Source organism: Geodermatophilus sp. DSM 45219 (assembly GCF_900104025.1).
GTDB lineage: Bacteria > Actinomycetota > Actinomycetes > Mycobacteriales > Geodermatophilaceae > Geodermatophilus.
This window is the reverse complement of sequence record NZ_FNIQ01000001.1, coordinates 803,791-819,743: the sequence shown is the minus strand read 5'-3', so window position 1 is coordinate 819,743 and position 15,953 is coordinate 803,791. Positions and strand designations below refer to the sequence as shown.

The 15,953-nt window shown below is 75.5% G+C and carries 16 protein-coding genes; 11 read left to right on the top strand and 5 right to left on the bottom strand.

The genetic code is table 11. The features are described 5' to 3' along the window. Nucleotides 1–19: 19 nt before the first annotated feature. From BLR12_RS03990 to BLR12_RS03980, 3 genes are read left to right on the top strand one after another with little or no spacing between them, the layout of a single operon-like run. Nucleotides 20–1,090, top strand: coding sequence for a 4Fe-4S dicluster domain-containing protein (locus BLR12_RS03990; protein ID WP_091373666.1), 1,071 nt, complete (start codon nucleotides 20–22; stop codon nucleotides 1,088–1,090). Continuing rightward, nucleotides 1,087–2,148 (top strand): NrfD/PsrC family molybdoenzyme membrane anchor subunit, encoded by a 1,062-nt coding sequence (nrfD, locus tag BLR12_RS03985; protein ID WP_091373665.1) that lies wholly within the window; start codon nucleotides 1,087–1,089, stop codon nucleotides 2,146–2,148. Before BLR12_RS03990 ends, nrfD begins: the two co-directional genes overlap by 4 nt. 46 nt (nucleotides 2,149–2,194) lie before the next feature. Beyond that, entirely contained in the window at nucleotides 2,195–2,392 is a 198-nt protein-coding gene (locus BLR12_RS03980; protein ID WP_091373662.1) for a hypothetical protein, read from the top strand. A gap of 38 nt (nucleotides 2,393–2,430) precedes the next feature. Here the strand turns inward: BLR12_RS03980 and BLR12_RS03975 are convergent, their stop codons facing one another. Next, on the bottom strand, nucleotides 2,431–2,943 hold the full coding sequence (locus tag BLR12_RS03975; protein WP_143018692.1) for a nucleotidyl cyclase domain-containing protein: 513 nt from the start codon (nucleotides 2,941–2,943) through the stop codon (nucleotides 2,431–2,433). A gap of 221 nt (nucleotides 2,944–3,164) precedes the next feature. On the opposite strand from BLR12_RS03975, the gene BLR12_RS03970 reads away from it, so the two are divergent. Next, entirely contained in the window at nucleotides 3,165–4,202 is a 1,038-nt protein-coding gene (locus BLR12_RS03970; RefSeq protein ID WP_091373655.1) for an NAD-dependent epimerase/dehydratase family protein, read from the top strand. Between the two features lie 6 nt (nucleotides 4,203–4,208). Here BLR12_RS03970 and BLR12_RS03965 read toward each other — a convergent pair whose 3' ends face one another. Further along, nucleotides 4,209–4,427 (bottom strand): hypothetical protein, encoded by a 219-nt coding sequence (locus tag BLR12_RS03965; protein ID WP_143018691.1) that lies wholly within the window; start codon nucleotides 4,425–4,427, stop codon nucleotides 4,209–4,211. A gap of 196 nt (nucleotides 4,428–4,623) precedes the next feature. Here BLR12_RS03965 and BLR12_RS03960 point away from each other — a divergent pair, with 196 nt between their 5' ends. After that, nucleotides 4,624–5,364, top strand: a complete 741-nt coding sequence (locus tag BLR12_RS03960) for a PP2C family protein-serine/threonine phosphatase (protein WP_091373648.1) — start codon at nucleotides 4,624–4,626, stop codon at nucleotides 5,362–5,364. Next, nucleotides 5,361–6,464, top strand: coding sequence for a glycosyltransferase family 4 protein (locus BLR12_RS03955; protein ID WP_255363272.1), 1,104 nt, complete (start codon nucleotides 5,361–5,363; stop codon nucleotides 6,462–6,464). The genes BLR12_RS03960 and BLR12_RS03955 overlap by 4 nt, the downstream gene beginning before the upstream one ends. Here the strand turns inward: BLR12_RS03955 and BLR12_RS03950 are convergent. After that, nucleotides 6,451–7,575, bottom strand: coding sequence for a glycosyltransferase (locus BLR12_RS03950; protein WP_255363271.1), 1,125 nt, complete (start codon nucleotides 7,573–7,575; stop codon nucleotides 6,451–6,453). The two genes, BLR12_RS03955 and BLR12_RS03950, sit on opposite strands and share 14 nt — an antisense overlap. A gap of 112 nt (nucleotides 7,576–7,687) precedes the next feature. On the opposite strand from BLR12_RS03950, the gene BLR12_RS03945 reads away from it, so the two are divergent. Continuing rightward, nucleotides 7,688–8,593: a glycosyltransferase family 2 protein gene (locus BLR12_RS03945; protein WP_091373645.1), complete on the top strand. Its 906-nt coding sequence runs from the start codon at nucleotides 7,688–7,690 to the stop codon at nucleotides 8,591–8,593. 15 nt (nucleotides 8,594–8,608) lie between these two features. On the opposite strand, the gene BLR12_RS03940 is transcribed toward BLR12_RS03945, so the two are convergent. Together BLR12_RS03940 and BLR12_RS03935 are read right to left on the bottom strand one after the other, a co-directional pair. Continuing rightward, a complete protein-coding gene (locus BLR12_RS03940; RefSeq protein ID WP_091373641.1) occupies nucleotides 8,609–9,619 on the bottom strand; it encodes a glycosyltransferase family 2 protein in 1,011 nt (336 codons plus the stop codon). Then, a complete protein-coding gene (locus tag BLR12_RS03935) occupies nucleotides 9,616–10,992 on the bottom strand; it encodes an oligosaccharide flippase family protein (RefSeq protein WP_091373638.1) in 1,377 nt (458 codons plus the stop codon). Before BLR12_RS03935 ends, BLR12_RS03940 begins: the two co-directional genes overlap by 4 nt. 300 nt (nucleotides 10,993–11,292) lie before the next feature. Between BLR12_RS03935 and BLR12_RS03930 the strand changes: the two genes are divergently transcribed. From BLR12_RS03930 to BLR12_RS03915, 4 genes are all read left to right on the top strand, one after another. Further along, nucleotides 11,293–12,666: an FAD-dependent oxidoreductase gene (locus BLR12_RS03930; protein ID WP_091373635.1), complete on the top strand. Its 1,374-nt coding sequence runs from the start codon at nucleotides 11,293–11,295 to the stop codon at nucleotides 12,664–12,666. Between the two features lie 84 nt (nucleotides 12,667–12,750). Then, nucleotides 12,751–13,821 (top strand): glycosyltransferase, encoded by a 1,071-nt coding sequence (locus tag BLR12_RS03925; RefSeq protein WP_255363270.1) that lies wholly within the window; start codon nucleotides 12,751–12,753, stop codon nucleotides 13,819–13,821. 59 nt (nucleotides 13,822–13,880) lie between these two features. Next, the gene (locus BLR12_RS03920) at nucleotides 13,881–14,615 is read left to right on the top strand and encodes an HAD family hydrolase (RefSeq protein WP_091373632.1); all 735 of its coding nucleotides are present in this window, start codon (nucleotides 13,881–13,883) and stop codon (nucleotides 14,613–14,615) included. Beyond that, nucleotides 14,612–15,844: a hypothetical protein gene (locus BLR12_RS03915; protein ID WP_091373630.1), complete on the top strand. Its 1,233-nt coding sequence runs from the start codon at nucleotides 14,612–14,614 to the stop codon at nucleotides 15,842–15,844. The genes BLR12_RS03920 and BLR12_RS03915 overlap by 4 nt, the downstream gene beginning before the upstream one ends. The last annotated feature ends 109 nt before the right edge of the window (nucleotides 15,845–15,953 follow it).

Here is a 15,953-nt window from a genome sequence, read left to right as displayed (position 1 = left end):
CGGACGAGAGGAGGCCGGCGTGACCTCGATCAGCTCGGCGAGCCCGGCCTTCACCGGGCGGGACCCCGACAACCGGTTGTTCGGGCCGCTGCCCGACGTGCAGGGGGAGGCCGGCTACGAGGAGGACCACCCGGCGCGGGTGGGCTTCTTCACCGACACCTCGGTGTGCATCGGCTGCAAGGCCTGCGAGGTGGCGTGCAAGGAGTGGAACACCCTGCCGATGGACGACGCGCACGGCGTGCGCGACGCCATGGGGCTGTCCGGGATGTCCTACGACAACACCGGCCAGCTGGGGGCCAACTCCTGGCGGCACGTGGCGTTCATCGAGCAGACCCGCACCGTCGACCTGCCGATGCCGACGTTCGGCCGGCCCGGTGACGACCGCCAGGACAGCGGCCGCTCGGTCACCGACGGTCCGAACGACGACAGCCTGGCGACGGCGCAGCAGTCCAGCGTGCTCAACGCCGAAGCGCTGAGCGAGTTCGACCCGCAGACCGGGCAGTCGGGGTCGGACAAGCAGATCCGCTGGCTGATGAGCTCCGACGTGTGCAAGCACTGCACGCACGCCGGCTGCCTCGACGTCTGCCCGACCGGCGCGCTGTTCCGCACCGAGTTCGGCACGGTCGTCGTCCAGGGCGACATCTGCAACGGCTGCGGCTACTGCGTGCCGGCCTGCCCGTACGGCGTCATCGAGCAGCGCAAGGACGACGGCCGGGTCTTCAAGTGCACGATGTGCTACGACCGGCTGACCGACGGTCTGCAGCCGGCGTGCGCGACCGCCTGCCCGACGCAGTCGATCCAGTTCGGCAACCTCGACGAGCTGCAGGCCCGCGCCGACGCGCGGCTGGCCACGCTGAAGGCGCAGGGCGTGGAGACCGCCCGGCTCTACGGGCGGGACGAGGACGACGGCGTCGGCGGCGCCGGGGCGTTCTTCCTGCTGCTCGACGAGCCGGAGGTCTACGGCCTGCCGCCGGACCCGGTCGTCACCACCCGCGACCTGCCCGCGATGTGGAAGTCCGCCGGTGCGGCCGCGGTGATGATCCTCGGGGTCGCGCTGTCGGCCGTCCTCGGGTCGAGGAGGCCTCGGTGACGGAGGGCATCACCACGCCGGGCGCGGGGTGGCGGCGGGCGGACGGGCCGCCGGCGCAGAAGCGCGAGAAGCGGCGTCGTCGCCGGGGCGGCGGGGGCCGTCGCGGCGAGGTGCTGATGGTCGAGGAGGCCGAGTTCACCTCGTACTACGGCCGGCCGATCATCAAGCCGCCGGTGTGGAAGACGCCGGACGTGCCGCTGTACCTGTTCCTCGGCGGCGCGGCGGGCTCGTCGTCGATCATGGCGGCGCTGGCCGACCTCACCGACCGGCCGGCGCTCACCCGCAACTCGCGGTACGTCTCCGGTGGCGCGGCCATCGCCTCGGTCGTGTTCCTCATCCACGACCTCGGCCGGCCGCAGCGCTTCCTGCACATGCTGCGGGTGTTCAAGCCGACGTCCCCGCTGTCGATCGGCTCGTACATCCTGGCGCCGTTCAGCGCGGCGGCCGGGGCGACGGCGGCGGTGGAGCTGCTCGGCTGGTTCCCCCGGCTCAAGCGCTTCGGCGGGGTGGTCGCCGCGCTGTTCGGCGCTCCGCTGGCGACCTACACCGGGGTGCTGTTCTCCAACACCGCCGTCCCGTCGTGGCACGCCGCCCACAAGGAGCTGCCCTTCGTCTTCGGCGCCTCGGGGATGGCCGCCGGCGGGGGGATCACGATGGCGATCAGCCCGATCGAGGAGGCCGGGCCCTCGCGGAAGATGGCCGTGACCGGCGCGGTGGTCGAGCTGGCCGCCATGCACCGGGTCGAGACCGAGTTCGGCATCGTCAGCGAGCCGTACCACGAGGGCAAGGCCGGGACGCTGCTGCGCGCGGCGAAGTCCTGCACCGCGGCCGGCGCGGCGCTCACCGTCGTCGCCGGACGGCGGCGCGCGGGGGCGGTCCTCGCCGGTGCGCTGCTCGCGGCCGGGTCGCTGCTCACCCGCTTCGGCGTCTACGAGGCGGGCATGGCCAGCGCACGGGACCCGAAGTACACCGTCATCCCGCAGCGCGAGCGGCTGGCCGCGCGGGAGGCCGGGCAGGCGGCCGCGCAGAACGGGCACGCACCCTCCGTCACCCGCTGAGTGCCCGGTCGCGTCCGGGAGGGGCGCCGGCGACGAAGGAGGACACGTGGGGGTCCTCGTCCTCGCCGTGCCGGTGCTGCTGGTCGTCGTCCTCGGGTACGCGATCGGCTACACGGCGTGGGAGGCCACCGGCCTCGGTGGCGATCCGGAGCTGGTCGGCTGGCTGACCGGGCTCGCGCTGCTGGCGATCGTGACGTGGCTGCTGCTCCGGACCTGGCGACGCCGGAGGAGGAGACGGGGCTGAGCCGACGGTCGTCCGCCGTGGTGCGGACGACCGTCGGCTCAGCGGGTGCCGCGGTAGCGGATGACCTCGCCCGCGCCGCGCGAGCGCGCGGTCTGCAGGCACAGGACGGCGCGCCGCATCGTCTCGGCGGCGGTGGCGCCCGGCTCGAGCGCGGCGACACCGGCGCAGGCCGCGAGCCCGGAGATCCCCAGGCCGGTGATGGTGGCGGCCACCCGAGTGGCGGCGACCTCGGCGTCCTCGGCGCTGCCGCTCAGCAGCACGGCGAACTCGTGGGGGCCGGAGCGGCCCAGCCAGTCGTCGCCGCGCAGCGAGCGGGCCACCACCGAGGTGGCGGCGGCCAGCGTGCTGACCGCGATCGGCCAGGTGTCGTCGCGCCGGAGCAGGCCCACGACCATGAGAGCCGCGGGGACGGCCTCCACGGCGGCCAGGCGCTCGGCGAGATGGGCCGAGACCGAGTTGGGCCCGGGCAGCAGGCTGGTGACGTCGTCCTCCGGCGGCAACAGCAGCGAGACCGGCAGTGACACGGAGAGCGGGTTGTGCGCGATGGGCATGCGCACCCCATCGGCGCCCACGCCGTTCCGCTGGAGGGGTGCGCGCGCCGGCGCCACCCGGACGGGTGGCTGCGACACGCCGGGGCGCGGGACGGGCACGGGCGGTCAGCGCACGCGGGTCGACCCTCGCGGATGCGGACCGGACCGTTCCGTCGCAGCCCCCGCCGCCCTAACGTCCCGCAGCCACGGGCGTGCGCCGGGCGCGCCGTGGGAGGTGGCAGGTGCGGGGACCCGACCCGGACGGCGCACGGCTGCGCGGCATGCCGGTGCTGGTGACCGGCGGCACCGGCTTCCTCGGCGCCGCCCTGGTGCCCCGGCTGCTGACCGCCGGCTGCCGCGTCACCGTGGTCGGCCCGGACCCGGGGTGGCGCGAGCCGCTGCGGCGGGCGATCCGCGAGGGCGTCGTCGAGCTGGTCCAGGAGCCGGAGTGGTGGCGCCCGGAGGCGGCCCGCCGGGTGGCGCGCCGGGCCGCGGGGACCGAGCAGCTCGTGCACCTGGCGTCGGCGCCCGATGGGCCGGGGGAGCCCACCGCGACCGGTACCGCGCGGGACGCCGTCGCCGTCGACGTGGCCGGGGCGCTGGAACTGCTGGCCGCGCTCGGCGACGGGCTGGGCCACGTGGTCCTCGGCAGCTCGGTGGCCGTGTACGGGCGGGCCGCTGCCACGCCGGTGGACGAGTCGGTGCGGCCGACCCCCGACGACCCCGCGGCGGCGGCCCGGCTGGCGCTGGAGGACCAGCTCCGGATCGCCGCCGCGGCCGGTGGCCCGGAGGCCACGGTGCTCCGGTTCACCACCCTCTACGGGCCGGGGGAGACCGCGCCGTGGGCGGTGCCGACGTTCATCCGGGCCGGCCTGGCCGGGATCCCGGCGACGATCGCCGGCGACGGCACCGAGCTGCGCGACTACCTGCACGTGGAGGACGCGGCGCGGCTGGTGCTGCGTGCCGTGGCGAGCCCGCCCGCGGTCTCGCCGGCGGGGGAGCGGTTCCGGCTGCTCAACGCCGGCAGCGGGACGGCGGAGCGCACGGTGGCGCTGGCCGACCGGGTGCGGCGGGCCGTGGCCGCGCAGCGGGGGGTGCTGCCCCCGCCGCCGCGGCACCTCCCGGGGAGACGGGCCGGCGACGTGCTCTGCCGGGTCGAGCGGGTGCGCGTGGAGCTCGGCTTCCGGCCCACCGTCGACCTGGACCGGGGGCTGGCCGAGGAGGTCGCGTGGTTCGCCCGGCTGGCGGAGGCGTGGCCGGACCCGGGCGCGCAGGCCTGACCGGGCTCAGCCGTCGCCGTGCCGCCCGGCCGCCAGCAGCCGGGCCACGGCCAGCAGGGCCAGCGCCCACCCGGTGAGGACGAAGACGTCGCCGAGGTGGACGCCACGGTCCTCGCCCAGGGCCAGCAGCACCGGGCCGTCGCTGGCGTACTCGCCGGTCAACAGCAGCACGGCGAACCCAGAGACGACCACGGCGACGACGAGCGCGGACAACCTGCGGGGCACCACCCGACGGTAGTGGTGGAAGGGGAGGGGTGACGGCCTCGTTCGGGGGAATTCCCCCCTCCCGGCCGGGTCCGGACACGGCGCGACCGGACCGTCGGAGGTGCGTGTCCTGCCGGTGTGTCGCCGACCTCCTAAGCTCGCCCCACCTGCCTTCCCCGCGGGTCGTCCTGTCGTCGATGCGTGTTGTGGAGTGTGGATGCCGCAGGTCGAGCTGACGTGGGGTGCGGCGACGGCGGTCGGCCAGCGGGAGGACAACCAGGACAGGTTCCTGGCCGGCCCGCCGGTGTTCGCCGTCGCCGACGGCATGGGGGGTCACGTCGGGGGCGCGGCCGCCGCGGAGGCGGTCGTCGAGGCGCTGCGCTCGCTGACGGGCGGGAGCGCGACGACCGTGCAGGGGATCCGGCTGGCGCTGCAGCGGGCGGACGGTGAGATCCGCGCCTTCCGCGGCGCGGACAAGGCCGGCGCGGGGACGACGGTCGCCGGCGTGGCGCTGGTGGACGAGGGCGAGGGGCCGCAGTGGGCGGTGTTCCACGTCGGTGACTCCCGCGTCTACCGCTGGACCGGGGACCGCCTGGAGCAGTGCACGAGGGACCACTCGGTCGTCCAGGAGCTGATCGACGCCGGCTACCTCACCGACGAGGGCGCGGCCACGCACCCGCAGCGGCACATCATCACCCGGGCCCTCGGGGTCGGCCCCCGTCCCGAGGCCGACGTCGTCCTGCTGCCGGTGGTGCCCGGTGACCGCTTCCTGGCCTGCTCCGACGGCCTCACCGGGGAACTGGGCGACGACCGGCTCGCCGAGCTCCTCGGCGGCGGCCGGCCGGTGGAGGAGACCGCCACGACGCTCACCGCCGCGGCCGAGAGCGTGGGGGCGCGCGACAACGTGACCGTGGTCGTCGTCGAGGGCCGGCCCGCCGCCGCGGACGTCTCGGGGTGAACCGCCCGGTCCGCTGGCTGCTCATGGCGGGGCACGTCCCGCCGGAGGGCCGCGGGGGCGGGATCGTCCGCTACACCGTCGAGCTCGCCCGGGCCCTGCACCGCCGGGACGACGTCGAGCTGCACCTGGTGACCTCCCCGCAGGCCGCCGGGCCGCTGGGGGAGCTGACCGGGGCCGGGGACCGCGTCGTGGCGGTCCCGGCGGTGCCCGACCCCCTGCTGCCCCTGTACGAGCGGTACCTGCTGGGCCGGACCCTCGGCCGGCGCTACGACGTCGTCCACGGGGTCAAGCACCTGCTGCCCCGCGGGGTCGCGGCGCGGACCGCGCTGACCGTCCACGACATGCTGCTCTACGACCGGCCGGCGGACTTCCCGCCGGCCAAGCGGCACCTGCTGCGCCGGCCCTACGCGGCATCCATCCGGCAGGCCGACGCGCTGGTCTGCGTGAGCGCAGCGACCCTGGCCCGGCTGGCCCACCGGGAGCCCGGCAGCGCGGCCCGCGGCACCGTCGTCCCCCTGGCGACCGGCACCCGGCTGCTGGAGGCGGCGCCGGTGTCGGTCGAGGCCGTGGCCGGCCGGCCCTTCGCGCTGGTCGTGGGCGACCCCTCGCCGCGCAAGAACCTGGGCGTCGTGGTGTCGGCGTGGGAGCGGGTCGTCCGGCAGCGCCCCGACGCCGTCCTCGTGCTGGTCGGCCCGCCCGCGTGGGGGGCCACCTCGTACGGCCCGCACTTCCCGGCGCTGGTGGCCGCCGGCAGCGTCGTCCCGCTGGTCGGGGTGGACGACGGGACCCTGCGGTGGTGCTACGAGCACGCCGCCGTGGTGCTCGCGCCGAGCCTCGCCGAGGGGTTCGGGCTGCCGGCGGTGGAGGCCCTCGACCTCGGCGCCCCGCTGGTGACGTCCCTGGACCCGGCGCTGGTGGAGGTCAGCGGCGACGCGGCACGGCACCTCCCGGCCGGCGACGTGGCGGCCTGGGCGGAGGCGGCGGTCACGCACCTGGACGACCGCGGCGCCCACCCGTCGTCCCGGCGGGCGCCGCGCACCTGGGACGACGTGGCGGCCGAGACCGTCGCGGCGGTCACCGGAGGCGTCAGCCGGCGCTGAGCGTCTTCGCCACGACGTCGGCCATCGCGCTGCGGAAGCGCGCGCGGGAGAACGACTCCGCGTGGGTCCGGGTGCGGCGGGCGTCGTAGGCGGCGTCGTCGAAGGACCCCAGCGCCCGCGCCCAGGCCGCCACCTCCTCGTCCGGGCCGACCGCCGGGACCAGCTCGCCGGTCACGCCGGGGAGCACCGAGTCGCGCGCACCGCCGGCGTCGACCGCGACCACCGGCGCGCCGCAGGCCTGCGCCTCGACCGGCACGATGCCGAAGTCCTCCACCCCGGGCATGAGCAGCGCGCGGCAGCGCCGGAACAGGTCGCGCAGCCCCGCGTCGTCGACCCGGCCGACGAAGCGGGTGCCCGGACCGGCCAGCTGCGCGACCTCGGCCCGCGAGCGACCCTCCCCGGCGACGACCAGCGGGACGCCGGCCCGCTCGGCCGCGCGGACGGCGAGGTCGGGCCGCTTGTAGGGGACCAGCCGGCCGGCGAGCAGGAAGAAGTCCTCGCGCTCCACCGTGTCGTCCGGCGTGTAGAAGCCGGTGTCCACCGGCGGGTGCACGACGACCGCCTCGCGGTCCCACCAGTCGGCGATGCGCCCCGCGACGGCGTGGGAGTTCGCGACCAGGGTGCGCACCCGGGCGGCGGCGCGGCGGTCGAGTGGCCGGTAGCCGGTCGAGAACGCGGCCAGCGCCGTCTCCCCGAGGCGCCCGCCCACCTCGCCGGCGCGCATGGCGGGGTCCCACACCCAGCGCGCAGGGGAGTGCACGTAGGCCACGACCGGCGCGGACGTGGCGTGCACGACCTGTGTCGCGAACGCGTGGTGCGAGGCGATGACGACGTCGGACGGCGGGACCGGCAGCCGGCGCATCGCCACCGGCAGGGCGGGGAGCAGGTGGGCGTAGGTGGAGCCCCGCAGCAGCCGGCTCAGCGCGGTGGTGCGCAGCCGTCCCTCCAGCGCGGGCGGCAGCACGCCCGGCAGCCCGATCGGCGCCAGGATCGGTGCCTGCGGCCACTCGAGCGCCAGCTGCTCGACCACCGCCTCCGAACCCGCGAACTCGGTGAAGCGCTCGTGGACGAGGGTCACTCGGACGCCGTCGGCGCTGGTCGGGTTCGGCACGCCGACATGATGCCCGGCCGACCTGGGACCGGCCGGCGAACGCTCGGCCGTCGCCCCTGCCCGGGCACGGCACAATGCCCCGGGACGCCCCCGCCCGGAGAGGAGAGGCCCGGTGTCAGCTGCCAGCCGCCGCGTCGTCGTCCTGCTGGCCTCGGCCGGACGCCCCCAGCTCCTCGGCGAGGTCGTCGCCGACCTCGCCCGTCAGACCCGGCAGGACTTCACCCTGGTGGTCTCGGTCCCCGACGCGGCGAGCCTGCCGGCCACCCCGCTGCCGGAGAGGGCCGTCGTCGTCCACGACCGGGGGCTGGCCGCGCAGCGCAACGCCGGGCTGGACGCCGTCCCCGACGCCACGCACGTCTTCTGCTTCGACGACGACGCCGTCGTCCGCGAGGACTACCTCGAGCAGGGCCTGGCCTTCCTCGACGGCCACCCGGGTGTCGTCGCGCTCACCGGTCGCGTGCTCGTGGACGGCGCCACCGGAGACGCCGTCCCCCGGGACGCGGCCGACGCCGCGCTCGCCGCCTCCTGGGCCCAGCCGGCGAGCGGCCGGTGGACGACGAGTCGGGAGCTGTACGGGTGCAACTTCGCCTTCCGGGCCGACGCGCTCGCGGGGCAGCGGTTCGACGCCCGCCTGCCGCTGTACTCGTGGCTGGAGGACCACGACTTCGCGCGGCGGGCCATGCGCCACGGCGTCCTGGCACGGGTGGAGGACTGCGTGGTCGTCCACCGCGGGGTGAAGTCCGGGGGCCGGGTGGCGCACGAGCGGCTGGGCTACTCGCAGGTGATGAACCCGGCGTACCTGCACCACGTCGGCAGCTTCCCGCTGTGGCTGACGGTGCACGAGACGGTGTTCCGGGTGGCCAAGAACGCCGTCCGCTCGGTGCGGGGGCCCGAGGCCGCCTGGCGGCGCGAGCGGCTCCGCGGCAACCTCCGCGCCGCCGGTGACGTCGCCCGCCGGCGCTTCACCCCCGAGCGGGTCCTCGACATCCCGGTCCCCGCGGCCGACCCGGCCGGCTGACCGCCGGCACCGGGCTCAGCCCCGCCGGCCGTAGCGCAGGGCGACGAGCCGGCGGGCCACCGCGCGGGGGGTCAGCAGGGTGGCCAGGCACCAGGCGGTGACCGCCAGGCGGGTGCCCGGGCCCTCGGGCCCGGTGTGCAGGGGAGCGCGCAGGGCGTCCCAGAGGAGCCGGGCGAAGCCGTCGCCGGGGAGGGGTCGCGCCGCGGGGGCCATCCGGCGGGCGGCCACCCGCAGTTGCAGGAGCTCGCGGCTGCGGAACAGCGGCCGGTCGTCGACCTCGCCGCCGCTTACTCGTTGCGCGAAGTGCCACCGCTGCCGGGCCCGCACCACCTCCCGCGGGAAGCGCTCGGCGTCGCGCAGCAGGTCGCTGTCGTTCGCCCCGTGCTGCCGGTAGCCGACGACCACCTCCGGCACCGTCACGACGTCGCCGAGGAAGGGGGCCGCGGCGAGGAAGGCCGAGTCCGCGGCGCGGCCCAGCTCCGGTCCCACGGGGAGGACGCGGTCGAGGAACCACCGCGCGTAGGCGTTCCCCGACCCGGGCGGGGTGGGGTAGGCGGTGGTCGCCCCGGCCCACGAGCGGATCTGCTCCGGTGTGGGCACGCGGCGGTAGGCCGGGAAGGGCGTCCCCACCGGAGCACCGTCGGCGGTCGTCCGCTGCATGCGGAACTGCGCCTTGCTCACCGTCGGGCCCCAGACCTGGGCCAGCCGGACGGCGAGGTCCGGGGGGAGCACGTCGTCGGAGTCCAGGAAGACGACGACGTCCCCGGTGGTCCGCGTGTAGCCGCGGTGGACGGCGACCCGCTGGCCGGCGTTCTCGGTCTCCAGGACCTGGACCCGGTCGGCGTAGCGCCGGATGACCTCCACCGAGCCGTCGGTCGAGCCGTCGTCGACGACCACCACCTCGACGTCGTCCCACTCGACGGCCAACGCGCTCTCGATGGCCGCACCGACGTAGCGCTCGTAGTCGTGGTTGGCGATCACCACGCTGAGGCGCCGGAACGCGCGCGTGGCCGGCGGCGCGGTCACCGCTGCTCCTGGCGGCCGGGAGGCGCTGCCACCACCCCGGCGCGTCGCCGGCCGGGGCGCAGTCGGCGGACCAGCCGGGCGCCCTCCGCCACTGCCAGCCGCGCATCCGCGACCCGCGGGACGAGGAAGTCGGTGGCCCGGACACCCAGTACGCGGGAGGCCGCGGTGACCATGAACCCGGTCAGGACGACGTTGGTGGCGATGCTGGACCAGCAGGCGCCGTACACGCCGAGGACCGGCACCAGCAGCAGGAACGTCGAGGCGCTCGCGACGAGCGCGACCGCCAGACCGGCGCTCCGCAGTCCCGGCCGCCCCCAGGCCGCGACGCCGGCGGCCGCCATCAGGCCTGGGATGCAGATGAGCGCGGATCCCAGCAGCATGATCGTCGGCACGGTCGCAGCGGTGAACTCCTCGCCGAACAGCGGACCGATCCACAGCGGCAGCGTGGCGCCCAGCACGACGCACCCCAGGAGCCCCACCAGCAGCGTGACGCGGCTCGTCGCGGTCAGCCGGCCGGCGTCCCGGGACCTGCTGTCGACGCCGTAGAGGGTGCCCTGGATGGCGAGCGCGACCACCAGCGGGAGGTCGGAGACCGTCGAGGCGACCGTGTAGAGACCCAGGTCCTCGACGCTGGACAACGGCGCCATGAAGAGGAAGCCGAACCTGGCCAGCAGCATGCTCGCCACCGACCCGAGCCACACCCGACCGCCGAAGGACAGCAGCGTCCGCGCCGTCCGGCGTCCTGAGGGCGGCGCGGGGTCCTCCGTCGGCGGGCGGGTGAGCAGCCGCCAGTACGACAGACCGGCGACGACGGGTGTCAGCGTGCTCACCAGCACGGCGACGAACACGGTCAGTTCCCCGGCCAGCCACAGCCCCCCGAGGAGCACCACCCGCAGCGAGGAGTTGACCAACCGCTCCACGGCCACGGCGCCCCACATCTGCCGCCCCGTCGCGGCTCCGCGGAACACCCCCACCACGAGCGCCGGGAGCGTGAGCACCGTGGCGAGCAGGATCAGCTCACCCAGACGGGGGTCCCCGGCGGAGAGGAACGGCAGCGCTGCCCACACGCTGAGCGTGCAGAGCATGCCGAGCACGCCGGTCGCCAGACCGGCCCACAGCACGGCCGGCCGCGCGATCCCGGGGTGCTTGGCGACGTGGTAGGTCAACGCGTCGGGCAGGCCCAGGGTGGCGACGGCCAGCATCAGGGTGGCGGGGGCGAGGGCCGCGGAGAGCTCACCCCGCCCGGCCACGTCCAGCGCTCGGGCCAGGACCGGCGCCGTGACGACCCCGGCGGCCGGCACCAGGAAGCTCGTGGCGGTCATCAGGACGACCGCCCGCCGGAACGACGGCGCGGGCTCGGTCTCGGTCGACATACCCCGCCCTCACCCCCGTCGCCCGATCGAGATGCCCGTGGCACCTCCACCGGTGGTGCCGCGTCCGGTCACTGCGCGCACCGCAGCACCCCTACCGACGCTGGTGTGGTGGTCCGACGGTACCGGCGCCGCTGCGGTGGGCGGACCATCGCGGTCGATCGGGGCACCGGGCGTCGACCCGCCGCGAGAGGACGACCTGGGCCGGCTCTCGATCAGCCGACAGACGTTAGCATCGGATCAGCGCAGGTCACCCGCTCGGCTGCGGTCGCCGACCGCCCGCGCGATCGCTGAGGGGGCGGCATGACGGCGCAGGCCACGCCCGGCCCCGACTCCGGAGGGGACGGCGGCACGCGGTTCGACGCGATCGTGCTCGGGGCCGGGATCAGCGGACTGGTCTGCGCGTCGGTCCTGCTCGACCAGGGCAGCAGGAGAGTCCTCGTCGTCGACGAGTACCCCCGTGTCGGTGGCAACCACCTGGACTTCCACCTCGGGGACTACACCTTCGACGTGGGCAGCCTCGTCTTCCAGGACGATTCGCCCCTGCTCCGCCACTTCCCCGAGATCACCGACCGGTACCTGCCCATCGACCCGACCTGGGGTCGACTGAACCCGCAGGGCGTGGTGACCGAGTACCCGTTCTCGGTCCGGGACGACTTCCTGGCCGCCGGTCCTCGTGAGTGCGCCCTGCTGCTGCTGTCCGCCGCGGCTGCGCGGGTGCGCCACCGGCGACCGCGCAACGCGCAGGAGTTCGCCCGCCGCTGGATCGGGCCCCGGCTGCTGGACCGCTCGGGTCTGGGCACCTACATGGCGCGTTTCTGCGGGGTCGCGCCGGAACACGTCGAACTGGAGTTCGCCGAGCAGCGGATGATGTGGATCGCCGAGCACGCGTCGGTCGGCAACCTCTCGCGACGGGTCCTGCGGGCCCTGCGGGACCGCCGGCCCGGGCGGCGGCCGGCACCCGCGCAACCCGTCGTGCAGACCAACCGGCAGCTGGTCCGGCCCCGCGAGGGCTTCACGCACCTCTACGCCCCGGCGAGGGACCGTCTGGAGTCACGGGGGACCACGTTCCAGCTCGGGATGCGGGCCGACCGGCTCCACAGGGAGGACGGCGCCTTCCGCCTCGACGTGGCGGGGCAGACCTTCGTGGCTCCCCGCGTCATCTCGACCATCCCGGTCGACCAGGCGCTGGACCTCATCGGTGCGCCCGGCGACCAGCCGTTGCCCTCGGTGACCCTCGTCACCCTCTTCCTCAGCTTCGCGGGACGCCGGGGCTTCGACGACCCGATCCTCTACAACTTCTCGCACGACGGGGCCTGGAAGCGGCTGACGGTGCACTCGGACTTCTACGGACCGGTCGGGGGCCGCGAGTACCTCGCCGTCGAGGTGCTGGGGGACATGGTCGGCGCATCCGTGGACCGGGCGGCCGCGGACTTCCGCGCGCACACGGCCGCCAACGGTCTCTTCACCGGGGACCTGCGCCTGGAGGGCGGGCACGTCCTCGAGCACGCCTATCCGATCTACACGGCCGGGTCCGGCGCCCGGTCACGTCGCTTGATCGCCACGCTGCGTGACTTCGGCCTGGAGTCCTTCGGCCGGCAGGGCGGCTTCCAGTACCAGCCGACGGCTCGGGTCTCTACGGTCGAGGCGGAGCGGACGCTGGGCGTGTCCTCGTAACCGGGGGCCCGTCTGTCCCTGCCCGGACCGGGCGGCACCTCGCCGGGGGACGGGCGTCGCCGTACACGTGCGGAGGGAGTCGCTGTGACACCGTTGCCTGCCGACGCTCCCCGTCTGGGGCGGATCAGCGTGGTCATCGCCAACCACGACTACGGGCGCTACGTCGGGCAGGCCATCGAGAGCGCCCTGGCCCTGGACTGGGACGACGTGGAGGTCGTCGTCGTCGACGACGGGTCGACCGACGACTCGCGGGAGGTCATCGACCGGTACGCCGACCGGGTCAGGGCGCTCTACCAGGAGAACGCCACGCAGCGGGTCGCGCGCAATCGGGGCTTCGAGCTGACCACCGGTGACGTCGTGATCCACCTGGACTCCGACGACGTCCTCTTCCCGTCCCTGGGGCGGGAGGTGGCGAAGGTCTGGCGCCCGGGCATCAGCAAGGTCCAGGTCCAGATGCTCCGCATCGACGCGGACGGGCATTCGCTCGGCACCGTCTTCCCGGAGTACCCGTTCGAGCCCACCCCCGAGCAGGTCCGCCGGTGGGCGGCCCGCACGAGCGCCTACCCGACGCCGCCCGGGTCGGGCAACGTCTACGCCCGTTGGTTCCTCGAGCGGATCTTCCCGCTCGACGACAGTTGCGGTCCGGCGACCGACTCGGCCTGTCTCGCTGTGGCACCGTTCCTCGGTGACGTCGTCACCATCGTCGAGCCACTGGTCGGCTACCGCGTCCACGAGGCGAACGTGAGTGACCTGGTGACCGACGACGCCCGCTTCCCTCGGACCGTCGAGCGGGCCCGCCAGCGGCTGCTCTACACCCACCGCGTCCTCGGGACCCCGGCCGACGAGCGAACCCTGTCCCGCAGCCGACCCCTCCTCCAGTTGCGGGTGGCCTCCCAGCGATTGGTCCCCGGGGTCCCCGCCCTCCCTGGCGAGTCCCGCGCCCGCCTGCTCCGCGACACCGTGCTGTCCCCGGTGCACCCGGGCCCAGAGCCCGCAGGGACGCGGCTGGCGATCCTCGTCTGGTGCCTCGGGGTGCTGACCGCACCGCGACGTCTCGCGCGCCGGCTGGTGCGGGCCAGGTATCGAAGAGACCGGCCTCCGACGGTCGTGGCCCTGGCCACGCGCTCGCTCCGCGGAGTGCTGCAGCACCGCTGAGCGCCGGGTCCGTGTGCCAGGATCTGGCCGACGGTCGCCGGCGAGCCCAGGGGGAGTGCATGTCCCTCGCTGCGCTCTCGGTGCTGATCGCCTCGGCGCCCGGGACCGTGATCTCGACCGACCTGTTCAACACGGTGCTGCTGCGTGACCACACGACCGAGACCCGGCGGCTGGCCGCTGCCGGACGGCGGGCCGCACGGCGACTCGGCCTGGACCCGGCCGTCGTGGTCGAGCTGCGCTGGACCTGCCACGACAGCGCCTATCGCGCCGTCGGGATCGAGCGCCCGCACGGCGACGCCAGCCTCCGGGGCATCTGCTCGACCATGGCGACAGCGCTCGGCCTCGACGGGGCCGCCGCCGGGGTGCTCGCCGATGCCGAGGTCGAGGTCGACGTCGAACACCTCCGCCCCAACCGCCGCCTCGTCGACCTGCTGGACGGGGCGCGGGCCAGGGGAGTGCGGGTGATCGCGGTGTCGGACACCTACTACTCGACCGACGACCTCACCCGGATCCTCGACGCGGTCGTCGGCCACCTGCCCGTGGACGCGGTCTACTCCAGCGCCGACCTCGGGTCCACCAAGCACGCCGGTGGGATCTTCGACCTGGTCGCTGCTGCCGAGGGCGTCGACCCGTCGGCGATCGTGCACATCGGGGACGACCTGCTCGCCGACGTCACGCGGGCGCGTGCCGCCTTGTGGACACCGACCCACCTCCCGCGTGGCACGGCGTACCGGGCGACAGCTCTGGTCGGCCGGCTGGTGTCGGTGCCCGCACGCCTGCGGAGGGACCGGTGAGACGGGCCCCGGAGGAGACCCCCGAGGGGTTCGGGCGCGAGGTGCTCGGTCCGATCGTCGCCGAGTTCTGCCTCCGGCTGTGGGCCCTGACGTCCCTGCTGGAGCGACCCGACGACGCAGCGCTGCTCTTCTGCGCCCGGGGCGGCCTGCGCATGCAGCTGGCGTACGAGCGGTTCCTGGCCGCCACCGGCCTGCCGTCCAGCGTCCACCTGACCCCGCTCATGGTCTCCCGGGTCGCGGCGATCCGTCCGGCGATCCAGCGCGGCCTCGACGACGGTCTGGACACGCTCGTCCCCGCCGCCGCCTCGGCGCTGTCGTACGAGTTCGGTCAGGCCTCGGTGGCCGACGTCTTCGCGGCCGTGACCGGCGTCCGGCCGGTGTCCCCGGACCCCCGGTGGCAGCGCCGCTTCACACCGGAGGAGCTGACCGCGCTGCTCCGCCACCCGGACGAGGTCACCGGCGCGGCCACCCTCGCCGGCCAGGCGCGGCTGTTCACCCGCCACCTGCACGAGGTGCTCGGTGCGCGCCGCACCGCGGTGCTGGTCGACACCGGGCTGTTCGGCACGACGCAGGACCTCCTCGCCGCCGCCCTGCCCGAGCTCGACGTCGGCTCCGTGCTGATCGCCCGCTCGTTCCGCCCGGGGGGAACCGCCCCGCAGGCGCGCACCGTCGGGTTGTCCGTCGAGGCCGTCGACTACTCGCCACTGCGCCCCCGCACGGCGCTCCTCCGGTACTGGCACTACGTCGAGTGGCTCTTCGAGCCCGACCTGCCGAGCGTCCGCACCTTCACCCTCGACGGTGGCCGGGTGCGCTCGGACCTCGAGGTGGACGGGTGGGCCGACCGGGTACCGCCCACGCCGGGGACCGTCTTCGCCGGTGTCGTCGACCACCTCGACGCCCTGCCCCGCGGCCCGGCCGAGCGCATCGTCACCGAAGCCGCCCAGGCCTGGCGGCGGTACCACCGGGCCGTCGTGTGGCCGCGCCGGGAGGACGCCGAGGTGCTGAGCGTCGGCACGCGGTCGCACGACTTCGGCCGCGACGTGACCTGGGAGCAGCCTGCCGGGACCTCGGTGGTGGCGGCGCTGAACGGCGACCCGATGTGGCGCGAGGGCCAGCTCGCGCGCACCGGGTCGCCGCTGCGCCTGCCCCTGCTCGCCGCGCTGCAGGGCGCCTACAGCGCCCGGCACGTCACGCGGGGCCTGGCGCGACGGCGGCGCCGGGGGGCGTGAACGTCCTGCGCGGACGGGCACCGAGCGCTCCGCGGGACGCCGAGGGCGGGCCGATCCGTGGCAGGATGCCCCGGGTCGCGCCCTCCGGGCCGACGTGCTGGACGGCGGG

What these genes read in the sequence shown, in the direction of transcription:
- BLR12_RS03930 (WP_091373635.1), top strand. Translation starts at nt 11,293, where the DNA reads ATGACGGCGCAGGCCACGCCCGGCCCCGACTCCGGAGGGGACGGCGGC.
- BLR12_RS03935 (WP_091373638.1), bottom strand. Translation starts at nt 10,992, where the DNA reads ATGTCGACCGAGACCGAGCCCGCGCCGTCGTTCCGGCGGGCGGTCGTC.
- BLR12_RS03920 (WP_091373632.1), top strand. Translation starts at nt 13,881, where the DNA reads ATGTCCCTCGCTGCGCTCTCGGTGCTGATCGCCTCGGCGCCCGGGACC.
- BLR12_RS03975 (WP_143018692.1), bottom strand. Translation starts at nt 2,943, where the DNA reads ATGCCCATCGCGCACAACCCGCTCTCCGTGTCACTGCCGGTCTCGCTG.
- BLR12_RS03960 (WP_091373648.1), top strand. Translation starts at nt 4,624, where the DNA reads ATGCCGCAGGTCGAGCTGACGTGGGGTGCGGCGACGGCGGTCGGCCAG.